The sequence below is a fragment of the Spirosoma pomorum genome, from assembly GCF_054776615.1.
The window spans coordinates 206,854-219,328 of record NZ_BAAHBP010000001.1 but is presented as its reverse complement, the minus strand read 5'-3'; the positions used below and the strand labels follow the sequence as shown (position 1 = coordinate 219,328).

At 54.1% G+C, this 12,475-nt stretch carries 9 protein-coding genes; 2 read left to right on the top strand and 7 right to left on the bottom strand.

Annotation, left to right across the window (positions count from 1 at the left end):
• Positions 1-3 precede the first annotated feature (3 nt).
• Both ACYVAD_RS00890 and ACYVAD_RS00885 read left to right on the top strand, forming a co-directional pair.
• The gene (locus ACYVAD_RS00890; protein WP_461137581.1) at positions 4-846 is read left to right on the top strand and encodes a hypothetical protein; all 843 of its coding nucleotides are present in this window, start codon (positions 4-6) and stop codon (positions 844-846) included.
• 23 nt (positions 847-869) lie between these two features.
• Entirely contained in the window at positions 870-1,673 is an 804-nt protein-coding gene (locus ACYVAD_RS00885; protein ID WP_461137580.1) for a hypothetical protein, read from the top strand.
• Position 1,674: 1 nt separating this feature from the next.
• Here ACYVAD_RS00885 and ACYVAD_RS00880 read toward each other — a convergent pair whose 3' ends face one another.
• From ACYVAD_RS00880 to ACYVAD_RS00850, 7 genes are all read right to left on the bottom strand, one after another.
• On the bottom strand, positions 1,675-3,042 hold the full coding sequence (locus tag ACYVAD_RS00880; protein WP_461137579.1) for a WG repeat-containing protein: 1,368 nt from the start codon (positions 3,040-3,042) through the stop codon (positions 1,675-1,677).
• A gap of 75 nt (positions 3,043-3,117) precedes the next feature.
• Complete coding sequence (locus tag ACYVAD_RS00875; protein WP_461137578.1) at positions 3,118-3,690, bottom strand: retropepsin-like aspartic protease family protein; 573 nt, start codon at positions 3,688-3,690, stop codon at positions 3,118-3,120.
• Positions 3,683-5,080 carry a hypothetical protein gene (locus ACYVAD_RS00870; protein ID WP_461137577.1) on the bottom strand — a complete coding sequence of 466 codons (1,398 nt, stop codon included), beginning with the start codon at positions 5,078-5,080 and terminating at the stop codon, positions 3,683-3,685. The genes ACYVAD_RS00875 and ACYVAD_RS00870 overlap by 8 nt, the downstream gene beginning before the upstream one ends.
• A gap of 2 nt (positions 5,081-5,082) precedes the next feature.
• On the bottom strand, positions 5,083-8,517 hold the full coding sequence (locus ACYVAD_RS00865; protein WP_461137576.1) for a hypothetical protein: 3,435 nt from the start codon (positions 8,515-8,517) through the stop codon (positions 5,083-5,085).
• Between the two features lie 18 nt (positions 8,518-8,535).
• Positions 8,536-10,026: a hypothetical protein gene (locus ACYVAD_RS00860; protein ID WP_461137575.1), complete on the bottom strand. Its 1,491-nt coding sequence runs from the start codon at positions 10,024-10,026 to the stop codon at positions 8,536-8,538.
• A 216-nt stretch (positions 10,027-10,242) separates the two neighbouring features.
• Entirely contained in the window at positions 10,243-10,686 is a 444-nt protein-coding gene (locus ACYVAD_RS00855; RefSeq protein WP_461137574.1) for a hypothetical protein, read from the bottom strand.
• Between the two features lie 87 nt (positions 10,687-10,773).
• Positions 10,774-12,279, bottom strand: coding sequence for a hypothetical protein (locus ACYVAD_RS00850; protein ID WP_461137573.1), 1,506 nt, complete (start codon positions 12,277-12,279; stop codon positions 10,774-10,776).
• Positions 12,280-12,475: the final 196 nt, after the last annotated feature.

Here is a 12,475-nt window from a genome sequence, read left to right as displayed (position 1 = left end):
TCGATGAACGAACGAATAATGCGCCACATTTTTATTGTTTTTTTATTTCTCTTACTAACGCGGTCTGGCCTGGCTCAGCAGCGAGTCGAGAACGTGCGGCTTCGCGTCACCGATTCGCTGGAACTCGAAATACGCTACGATCTACTGGAGGCTCGTCCGGGGGATTCAATTTACCTGCAGGTACGCAGTCAACTACGGGGAGAGTTGTACATTCTGCCCCGTTTCGTGCGGGGGGACGTGGGGACGCGGGTACTAGCCGGATCAGATCGTCGTATCGTCTGGGACGTTTTGGGAAATAATTACAGTTTGAACGAAGAGATTCGGGCAACTGTCCTGATCAAATCTCCCCCGCCACCACCGCCCGTTAACCGCCCGGCTCCACAACCGTACCCGGTAGCCGACCAGCCGGTCGTTAATTCTGTAAACCGCACACGTTACGCTGGTCCGGCCTGGGCATTGTTATCGGCAGTGGCTCCGGGCATTGGAAATATTTTCGTGCAAACACCCCGCCCCAGAATAGGATTTCGGCCATTAATTACGTTGACTTGTTATGGGTTGCTTGGTTACGGACTGATGGAACGCCAGAAGTCGCTGGACGTGTACGACACGTACCTCGAACAAAAGAACGTGACGGCTGGTGAACCGTATTACCAGACCGCCAATCAACACCATCAGCGGTATTACCTGGCGACGAGGGGCGCTGTCCTGGTTACCGCTATCGATGTAGTGCTTACCTTTGTGCGGGGGCTACGTAACGGTCGGCAGCCAAACCAGTTATCCGGACTTATCGTACGGCCGGGCTGGCAGGTTGGGCAACCAACGGCTGTGCTGACGTACTCCTTTTGAGGAGCATATTATTATAGTAGTGAATGATACGTAAGGGCTGGAATGTTCCGTGGGTGCTGCTTTTTGGGTTGATCGTTATCAACCTTACAGCCTGGGGGCAATCATTACCAACTGGACCACAGCCTACTATCCAGTCAAGCTCCAGTACGTGGCAGCACGTAAAGATTGATGCCCCCGCCCGATCTGCTCCGGCATCGGCCATTACGTCATCGACTGTTTACCGGTCGTCACGCACGGCTCCAGCCAATCCCGAAGGGTACCGCCCGGCGTTTACGGGCGATTTTGTCACGAACCGAAACGGTTGGAAGGCGGGTCGGTTTGGCGGATACTACTACGAGATTGGTAATGGGACGTATCAAATTCAAAAGAAGGACGTGCGTACCCAGCAGGCTGCGTTCAGCTACGTCGAACTGCCTACTAACATTGACCTGAATCAGTCAAACCAGTTCACGATTAAAGTCGATGTCGTCGCCGATTCGGGCCGCGTTGCAACGGGGGGGATTTTGTTTGGGGTGAAAGATTCGTTGAACTACAGTGCATTCACCACGAATCAGGCAGGACAGGTTACTATTGTACGGGTGGTGAACGGAAGACCACTGAGTGACTACATGTCGGAGGTACCCGTTAGTCCGGGAGTTCCACTCGCTAAAAACCGCAATCGCCTGAGCATTCGGCGTAATCGGGGGGCACTGCGTTTCTACGTCAACGAACAGGAAATACGCTCCAGCCCGTACGAATTCAGAATGTTATCGGGTAATGGGATTGGCGTAACGGCCAGCGGGTACTGGACATCCTTTCAGAAATTAACTGTAACAACGGGTCTCTAAATCAGGGAGTACGGACCTGCTCGCCCGAGCGGTTAATGGTAATTAGCTGCCCGTTCAGAAAAGCACCGGCGGTGTTGCCGCGAAAAGGCGTAACGGCTTCGTACTCGGGTTCAATGACCCACTCGTCGTTGGCATCAATATATCCCCACCGGCCATTGCTGCGGGCCCGGCGCCAGCCGCGGTCATCGGTTCCCAGCTCTACTTTGTCGTAAGGTTTGTTCCCAAAAGACTCTTCGTATTTACCCTGCCTGGCATCAGCTACGGTAGCCTCCTGTTTCATTGAGGCTTGATCGGCCGCAGGCGTCTCGTCCGGCGTGGCTTCGTCCGCCAGGCTGGGCTTGAGGTCCATGGCATTGTTTATTTTGCCAGTAGTATCCGGTGATTCAGCGACCGGGGGCGCTGGCAACGATGTTTCTGTCCACTGGCTTCGTGTTTCGGAAGTTTTGAGTCGTTCGCTGCGCGACTTTCGCTCCGGCTCGGTCTTTTGTGGGCTGTTGTTGTTCTTGATAAACCAATAGATCAGCGCCAGCAACGCCACGGCAAATAAGACACCATAGATACCGCTACGATCTCGCTTGATCACTTCGACGCGAACCGTACTCAAGGGTGTATTGTTCGCGTCGAATAAGGTATATTCGGTTGTTTTAGTGGGCTTGACCCAGCCATGATTCTGGGGTGACAGACCCTCGCCCAGATCATCAATCGTAACCGCTAACAAATTCGCTACGTCCCAGGTAAGTGTAACGCTCTGCCCTTTATATACCCGGGCGGGCGACGCCGTGAACGTGCGGACAACGGGCGGGTTCTCGGGGATACGGCTCGGCTCAGGCCGATAAATTGGCGCAGGTTCGGTAACCGAGATGACCGGTTCAGGCGCTGGCTTCGGCGCGGGTGGATCGGGTTGCCTGATGGGTTCCGGCTCCGGAATGGGCGTGGGTTCTGGAACGGGTAAAACGGGTTTCGGCTCTGGCGTAACGGATTCGACAGGAGCCGGGGTTTCATCAATGACAGGTTTCGCGGGGGCCGACACCACAGCCTGCTGCTGAAGCACGGCCGGCACCCACCGATTCCGAACGAAATCGGGCGAAAGATTCAGCGAAGTGGCCGCGTTGAGGATCTGGTGGAGATCCTGCTCAATCAGATGACTACGCGAGGGCTGGGCCATCCGGGCAATACGCGCCCGAATATTTTGGTACAACAGACTATTGTTGGCCACTTCCTGGTTGACCTCCGCAGCTCGTTTCAGGGCTGTTGCCAGGGGGATACCCGCAGCCTGCGCATCCTGAAGGTAACTGGTACGCTGCCAGGCATCGGGACCATCCAGTACGATGGTTTCTCGGAGTCGGTCAGTGAGTTCAGTTTCCGTCATGGGTTGCGTTCGTTATTTTGGCTATTTTTTTCAGGGGACTGCAAAACAAATACCCTATCCGATAAACACCAAAGATCAATCGAACGTCACCACATTTCGGCGGTAATCCACCGAAATTTTACCGAATTGCGATAAGGCAGACTGACCCAGCAGGAGAGGAGCTTTTGCGCTGCCGACAATATTGGCGTTTACGTTCTCCAGGACACGATCGCCAATTCGCACCGATTTTAACCGAACGATGGCGCCCGGTGAGATATCACCTTTGGCATCCTGAAACTGAGATTTTCCGATAATGTCCGATTCGCTGATGGCCCCTTGCCGGTACAGCTTTTCAGCCTCGGTGGATGACATGGAAATAAGGCTGGCACCCGTGTCGAGAATAAAATTCATCGGTACGCCATTCACCGTAACGGGTACTTTGTACACGCCGTTCTCTTTTTCCATTGCAACCTCCGTTGGGCCGTCCCCAATCTGTGTCATTGTGGGGCTGGTTGATGCGGGTGGAGTAGCAGCTGGTGTCTGGGCTGATTGTTCCGTACGCGCCCGTTTTCCCCGCCGGGGCTGGTGGCTGCCCGAGCGCGAGCAGCCCGAGCAGCCGGACAGGTAAAGCAGGGCAATCAGCGAAAGCAGCACCAGTAATTTATTCATAGCGAATCAGGGCTTTGGTTTTGACGCGCCAAACACCATTCTCCAGCGCAGCTTCGCCGTCCCGACGTATGATGATCCGGGTATGCGACGACGAATAACTGTTTTCGCTATCGCAGGCGGGTTCGATCATGTAATTACGATACGTCAGAAAGCGCGAGACCCGGCCTGGTTCGGCTTCAAAACGGAAAGAAGCCACGGCAGGTTTCTCGGCGCTCACGCTAAATCGGTAGGCCGACTCAGGTGATAACGTAGCGCTTTTCTGATTGATATCGAACTGCCCATTTGGATCAGGTGGAGGGCAGTAAAACACTTCACTGCGCGGAGCCGATGGTTGCGCTGGTGGAGGAGTCACCGGAGCTACTGGCTCCGGGGGCGGCATGGCCTGCGTCTGGGAGGGTTGCGGTACCGCTGGTTTAGAGGCCGATTCGATAAGCGGCCCCCCGGAATGTAACGGCTGTGGCGAAGGAGCCCGGGGCACCGGGGCTGGCTTCGTCTGGTTGGTTTGTTTCAGCTTCCGAATGGCAGCAACCGGGTCAGATTCGGCGCCCAGTTCGGTCAGCATCGCATTGTACGTCGCCAGGTTTTGTTTGATTTGGGGAGGAAGATCTGACGATGCGTTTCGAGCCGTATTACCCGTAGCTCTGCGTTGCTGATCGTTCTCTTGGCTGAGCTGACTATTCTGCCGTTTCAGATCATCAATTTCTGATTTTGCCCGATTTTTCAACAGCAGGTAAGCCGCAACAGCTCCTACCAGAAGTCCAATTACTGCGCTCAAAATACTCATCCAACGTTGTTTTTCCTGTTCGTCTTTAACGGCCCGCTCCAACTGACTGATACGCAGGTCGGCGGGGGCAATGACGGTTTCGCCATCGGTCTGGGCAGCCAGAGCAGTTGACGACGCTGGATTTTCCTGGGCGGGAGCCTCAACTGTTGCTGGCGCTGGCGGGAGCAGCAGGTCAATTTTTGTCATGATCGCTGACCGAACAGAGGGACTTAGAGGGGAGCCGTAGTTTCGATCGCTTTTGTAGCGAATATAAAACTGTTCGAGTTCCCGTCGGATAGCCTGATTGGCGTCGGCTGGCGACATTGCCTGAAACTGAGCTGTGTTTTTCAGAACGCTTAGCTCTTCCATTTTTACCCCAACGGCGTCCCAGCCGCCCACTCCGCGAATAACTTGTTGGGCATCGCAACCATCCCCGCAGTCCTCGAGCTGAGTTAAAATTTCCTGCGCTTTAGGCTGGTTAATTCTGGAAAAAACGGCTTTAGCAACTTCCTTGGTCAGCGTATCGACAGCCTGCACATTAGGATTGGGTGTCTGCGCCGTTACGAGCGACGCAGACAGAATTAATCCAAGGGCTACCGGTATACTTGTATGAGGTGGTTTCCGCATAATTACGCCAGCGCGTTGGCCAGTTTGTTAATCGCTCCGATGAGCGGGTAAAAAAACAGCGTTTCTTCGATGGGCGCAGCCAGGGCGTCAGCCATACCGGTGTATTCGGCGGCAACGTCGCTTTCTTTGCGCTGGATACCATCCATCAGCGACGTGTCCAGGTGCGTCCGTAATTCCTGTTGCGCAATAGCCAGCGACCGGGCCGATACGTTCAGGTTCCGGATAAAGCTGAACTGCTGATTCAGGGCGAAGAAGAAATCAATGAATGAATTGGTTTCTTTCAGCAACGAGTCGACCACGTCCGGTTTGCGCAGATCGGCGTACGTCAGCGCCGGAAATTCGTCTTCGAACGTAGCGGGGTAGATGTAGCTGATCGCTTCCGTATCGACGGGGCGGCTGTTACCGGGCTGCATCAGGGCCCCTTTACAGGTTACCTCTTTCGGCCCTTTGCGTTCGTAGAACAGCGTTAGGCCATTCAGGTCGTACGGCTGCTCATACACTTTCTCGAAAATAGCGCGCGCCAGTTTTCCCAGCATCTGGTCGTCGGAACTGATAATGGTGAGCAGCTTCGATCCCGTTCCACTGAACGTAATGGCGCCCGGCAGACCGATGTTTTTATGCTTCATCAGGCGGGCTACGTGGTACAACAGCGCGGTGTAGAATAGCACAAAGACGATCTTCATGTCTTCGTCCTTCGACAGCATGCCATTGAACGACAGCATACTTTTCGCCTTTACGTCGTTGCTCTTCTCAATCGAGAACCAGAACGCCATGATGTCTTCCGAGCGGTTGGTCTCCAGGATGCGTCGGTTGTTGTCGCTGAGGTTGCCCAGACTCTGGCTATCCAGCAACGTCTGAATCCGATCCGCGTACTTGCGCACAAATCCGTTATGACTAGCGGCCCCGTACTCGCTGAATGCATCACCATAAATCGCGTTGCCGGCAAATCGGAACGAGGTCAGCAGACGAGGTTCGTTCCGTTCGTAGACGACCACGTCCGAGGTCCCCCCGCCAATGTCCACGTTGATCACCGGCCGGGCCGATGCGCTGAGCGTGGGATTTTGTTTGTAGTAATAAAACGGCGCGACAGACTCCGATACTTCACGAAGACGACCAGCGCCCCCGCCGATGTAGCGTTCGTACAGGTTCTGCCAGTCGCTACGCAACTGACTGACGCGTCCGGGGGTCATACTGGCTGGGTAGAACCAGTACACGGTGGTCTGATTCAGGTTGCCGCCTTCGGTCAGTACTTTGTTTTTGATCAGCATTAACAGTTCCTCCAGGAAGGCTTCGACCCGCCGTTCAGTCTGGTTGTTGTCTTTCGCCCACTTCAGGTTGGTCGTAATTCGATTCGAGCCAGCGGGCTGCCGTTCGACGTAAAACGGAATGTTAAAGTCAGCTAGCGCCTGCGTCTGCTGGTTGAAACTCAGGTTCAGTGGTTCAGCAATGGCCGTGCGCGTTGGGAAACTGTCCGGCTTGCCGGGACCAATGGTTGGTGGCACAAACTCCAGGTCGTAGAGTAGGAACAGCTCGAACAGGGCCGGATTGTACTGCGCCGGGGCCACCAGCGTAGCGACCTGGGGCGTTACGTCAGCAACGTCGAACGGGCGGGGTGTACCGCCGTCTACGCTGTACTCGATGTGCGTATTAGTCGTTCCGAAGTCGACCGAGAACGAAAACTGCTTGCTGCCGCCGTTGTACTCATTCCAGCGAGGAATGATGATGCCATTCAACTCCTTGCCGTCGGCGCGAATATTGGTTTGAACGTAATCGAACTCCTGACGCAGTACGTCGTACACACTCGAACCGTCCGTGTTCTGCTGACGAACCGTACGCTGGTGCGTTGATTCCGGTTTAACGGCTACGTTGTCATACGCCTGGAAATACGTCAGCTGGTACTGATTTTGGTTGTCAAAACCGGATTCAATCAACTGCACCCGGTAATCAGCGGGGACGGTTACCGAACCCGACCGGACGAACGGGAAGATGTTAACCGTAAACGAGTTTTCCAGAATGATCCCCTCGTTCGTAATCTCGTTTGGCGAGGTGGCGCTGCCAACAACGGGCGCGTACACCCGTTCGAACGTAACGAACTGGTTGCCCGGTTGCCCCGGTGCCGTAACGGGAATGTCGAGCGTTACGTTGATGCCGTTGCCCTGTGGGATCATCCGCAGCCGGACTTTGCCTGTCAGCAGATCGTCGACGTCGAAGAAGTCGAAGAAATCTTTCTTCAGCGGCAACAAAAAGCCTTTGTCGGTAGCAGGCGTCTGCAAATTTCCGTCGAAGAAACGACCCCGATCCGTGGGAAATGGCAGCCGAATCAGGTACGGCTCCAGGATGTCACTGACTGTTAGCCAGGGGTAGTTGCCCGGTTGCCCCGGTAGCGACCGCTGGTTCTCCTTCCAAGACTCGCGGACGTAATAAGGTACCGAGGTATTCGGATTCCACTGCGTCTGCGGCACATACGTGAACTGCCGGAAAAAGCGGTTCTGTAACGCCATCGGGCGCGGCTGGTTCGGGTGCAACCGCGCGTACTTGTCCGATTTGATAATGAAATCACTGACCTGATCGATGGCTCGTACGTCAGATTTCTTCTTACGCAAGGGGAAGCCCAGTACCTCCACAATGTCGCCCGGCCCAGTCGTTAGCTCGTCGAAGTCGGCGTCGAACTTCTCCCGGGTCAGCAAGGGTTGCCCGTTTGGTAGTTCAATGTGCTCGTAGAATAGGGTTGGGTTGTGCTGCTGCAACAGGGCACGGCTGCGGTTCAGATAGTCATCTACCTCCCGGAAACGCTCCCGGAAGTTGGGCATGAACTGCTTGATCGCGTACCAGAATTTCTGATACTCGATGTCGCGCTGGTATAGTGGTGTTGTGGCCTGATCGAACAGCCGGTCGTTGCCCATCGATACGTCTACCCAGCTCAGGTCATTGCCCGAACTAAAAAATAGCGTTTTGGGCGAGGTACCACCCACAACACGACCCCGGTAGCTGAGGATGAACAGCCGGTTGATGTCGTTGAAGTTATACTCCGGTGCGTCCTGATCCAGGAACAACTTCAGCGCATCACCCAGCCGTCGGTGGCCGGTATTCGATGAATTTCGAAGCTGATCAAGGTTGGTTCGTACGTCGAAAGGGGTAATGGTTACGAACGTTTTGAGCTTGTCGTAGTTGAAAAAGAGTTCGCCCACATCCAGGCAGTCAGACACCACGCGCTGATCGTTAATGGTGCCGCTCAGGTCCGGGCGCATGGCCAGGTTCAGAAACGCCGACCGAACCAGGTCCATTCGTGCGAAGGGGCTGGGGATGGAGGTCGGTTGCTTGACGGTTTGCCCGCCCTGCGGGTCGCGGATGGCCGCAATCTGGTCGGTACCCATCGGGCGACTGACGTACCAGTGCAGGCCCGGTGTTGGGTTATGTAAACTAAGTGTTGTTGGCATAAGGCTGAGCGATGGGGGTTAGTAATCCATAACTTTGGGCAGGCGTTCGCGCACGAAGTGGTCGGTGCCTTCCGAGAAAAGCTGGATAAATTTATCGGGCTCACTGACGTAGGCTTTGCCCTCGGCCGTTTTGTTAAGCACCTGGTCGAAATCGTTGACGATGTCCAGTTTTACGTCCGACTCGCCACCGAAGATTCCTTTCTTTTTGGGTTCGAAGCCGCGCACCGTATGGCCCAGGTTCCCCGCGTCGAGCAGGAAGGGGTCGAATCCCCGCTTGTTGGCACCCATCTCCGACAGCCATTGCCGAAAGCCCGTATCGAAGTTTTTGACGCTGTTGAAAAACGACGAGTTCAGGAAGGACGTCGAAATAGGCGGATTGGCTTTGGCCCACTGTACACTCCCGGCCGCCGACTTCAGCCGTTGGTTGAGATAGGTACTGAACAGCGCCATCTTGGCCAGCGGTAGGTTGATAATCTGCCGGGTTGCTGCTGCCAGATTGCCGAGCTGGAAGGATGTGCCGTCCTGCTCCACACCGAATTCCTTGAAAACCGGGTTATTGGGACGACCGTTGCTGACGGCCAGTTCGCTGTCGCTCATATTCATGAAGTCGACCATGGCCAGCGCAGATGCCATTTCGACAAAGTGCGCTTCATTTTTCTGCCCGCCCGCGCCGGGGTCGTAAGCGTAGGCTTTCGTCTGGTCGTCGCCGATGTAGTATAGCGCGTTGACCGACGGGTTGACGCCTTTCTGGTAGTAATTCAGCGCGGCTTTGGTTTTAGCAATGAACGACGCCGGATCGATCAGCTTGTTGTCATTGGTTGTCAGGCTGAAATACGGCATGACCGTAACGGCCCCAATTTTAGCGTCGCGCAGAAAGGCAGGATTTGAAATCTGGCCGATGGACTGCGCGGCCCGGATATTTTTGAGCAGAATCGGGAAACCGGCCGCGCCCGTACCCCCAAAGATTGAGCTGATGATAAAGATGCGGTCGTTGGCACCGAAATTCTCTGCAAACGCCTGAAATACGTCCGAGTACCGAAACTGGTTCAGAACTGTACTCCCAATATTGGGATTGCCGACGAAACCGATGTCCATTTTCGTTTCCAGGTTCTCTTCCGAGAATAGCAAACCAGCCAGCGCTTTTGACGGAGCGTCCAGCCCTTCGTAGTTGATGTAATCCCGGAATTTCTCCTGCTGCACCCCCTGAAGCTCGAAGACGTACGTATCAGCGATGGTTGCGTTGCCGCCGATTGCCCGATTCAGCGTTTTGATTTCGGTGCTGAAAAATCCTTCGGTCGGTTTCGTTTGCAGCCCCGCCCGGATATTACCGTACTCACGTAACAGCTCTTTCGTCCGTAACAGATCATCGTTCGTCGCGTGGGGGTCTAGTACGATGGGAATGATCTCGTCGGTGTTATTCATTTTAACGCCCGACGCCAGCAGCATGGTTAGGGCCTTCAGCACCCGCGAGCCGGTTCCGCCAATGGCGAACACAAATAATTTAGCCATAAGTTTTTGGTTTATGTGGTTTACCCCACGGCAGCGGTCCCTTCTGTTTTCCGCCAGTTACCACCCCCTGCCCCCTCCTAAAACAGGAGGGGAAGAATTAGAAGAAATTCTTTCAACCACCCCCCCTGTTTTAGGAGGGGGTGGTTAGAGCAAAGCCCCTACAAGATCAGGTTTGGGCGATCCGCCGTCGCGGGAGGGTCAGAGGTGAGATTAGTATTATTTCGATGGCCAGAGCATAGGCCGATGTTTGGCGTTTTTGCTGGAATTCTTCATTACCATCGAGATTACGAAGAAAATGATTGCCGTCAGTAGCGCCATTTCAAAGGAAAAACTTAGGAACGTACTAACTCCCTGGTCGAACAGATAGCCCTGTTCCGGATCGGCTTCGTCGCGCGGAATTTCCTGACCTGCCTTCTGATAGCAGGTGACCAACGTAATAACGAACAGCAGGAGGGCGCTCACGCCCAGCATGGTCAGCCAGTGTTCAAGCCCACTGAAACTAACGCGGTTAAAGGGCCAGATGTAAAACGCAAAGGCGACAACAAACGCCAGTCCAATCGCTGTCCAGGTCAGGGGCGACAGCAGTTCTTCCTGATACAGATCTTCCAGCAGGCTGCTGTTTACGAACAGGTTATAAAAGTTATAGAGCGATTCTTCCATGGTTTAAAGAGTGGAAGAGCGAGTGAGTGAAAGAGTGAAAGAACAGTCGCAGTGTGCAGCCGCTCTTTCGCTCTTTCATTCTTTCGCTCATTCTAAATTGAGTGTTAGCGTGAAATATTCGGTTTGGTTGTTGGGATTGTAGGCGCGTTCGACGCCCTGTAAGAGGTTTTGCAGGCCAAATGTCGACGTAGCGTCGGGCGCGGCATCATTGGTTGTCGTGGTGTTCGCAATCCATTTGGGTGGGAACTGCCGACGTAAGCGAATTGTCGCGGTACGTTTGCCACGGGCGGGTTGCACCGACGTAAGCAGTAGTTTATGCGTCGTACCGTTCGCGCCCGAATACGTTTGTACCGATGATACCTTGAAATTGTCTTTGCCTTCAACGGTGTACTGGCTTGGGTCGGTCAGCAGCGAAGCGGGCAAACGTAAAGCCGACAGATCGACGGCAACGGGAATGGCCAGTTGCTTATCGGATACGTCGGGTTGTACATCGTCAAGTGAATGAATCGCTTTAGCTTTCTCCCGCACTTCTTCGCTTGATTTTTTGAAGCGCCCTTTCTTGGCCGGATCACTAACCAGAACGGTATAATACGGCGTAGTTGCTTTCGTATCCCGACCGAAAAACCAGGAGTTTTCGTAACCAGGCAGTCGATCGAATTGACGTATCGTCTGATAAGCCGGGTCGCTGTAGAATTTCTGCATGGCTTCGTTGCGGCCAATCAGGCAGAGGTAATACGGACGCTGCCCTTTGTAGGGATGCTTGGCGTTGTTTGAACTGTAATAGACTCCGTCAAAATCGGCGGTGAGTTTTAGGACCAGCATCGAATGGGTGTTGGCGAAGGGCGTAAAGACCGTTGTCAGCAGCGAACTAGCGGCATCAAGTGTTTTCTGAGCGCTCATCCCGGTTAAGCTTGGGTCGGAATAAATCAGGTCCGACGCCAGGACGCTCAAGTCGCTGCCCGACGTTTCGGTCAGAATCGTCCGAAAGATTTTCTCGAAGTCCGTACTCGTCGTTTTTCCTTTGGTTTTGGCAATCGTGAAGATATTTTTCTCCTTGAAAAACTGCGGCAGGGACAGGCCCAGCGGATTGACCTCGGTATTAACGACGAATAGTTTTCCCTGGTAGGGGGCAGTAGCCTCAAAGTCGGTCAATACGTCGTTGAGCGCTCGTTTGAACGTGCCGTTGCCGCCCGGTGCATCGTAGGGGAACATACTACCGCTAGCTTCGAGGTACAGGCGTAGCCGTAGGGGCTCACTCGTGGCCACGGCGCCTGACAGGGCAATAGGAGGCTCCTTGCCTTCTTTGGCCAGCTTGCGATACGTTCGGTTCCGTTTGACGAAAGTGATCAGCGCCGACTCATTAATTTTGCCGTCAGGCGTTAGCAGAGCCTTTGTTTTTTTGTCGTCGACGAGGGCGTCTGTTTCCTGTTCGATGTACACCCGGAGCGCGTCGGCTTCGTCTTTGTCAATGTTTTCATCATCGAGCGCATCGCTGACCTGAGTGTCCAGTTTTTCGGCGGGGCTGGAACAACTCGTCAGCCAGACGGCGGAAGAAATCAGGAGTGAAAAGAGATAAAAGCGGATGCGAAGCATGAATGGTTTTTAGGTAGTAACGGGTTGGTTATGTAGTGACAGACAACGTGGATTTACTCATGCACAACTGAGTTGAGCGCCAATAAGCCTGTCGGGTGCCTTAAATTTTCCTAAATTTCTTTCTAAACGTAACGAAAGCCCTACCCATTTTATGACAGCCGGTACAGTTTAACGATGAACGGACGTTTACCTTTGT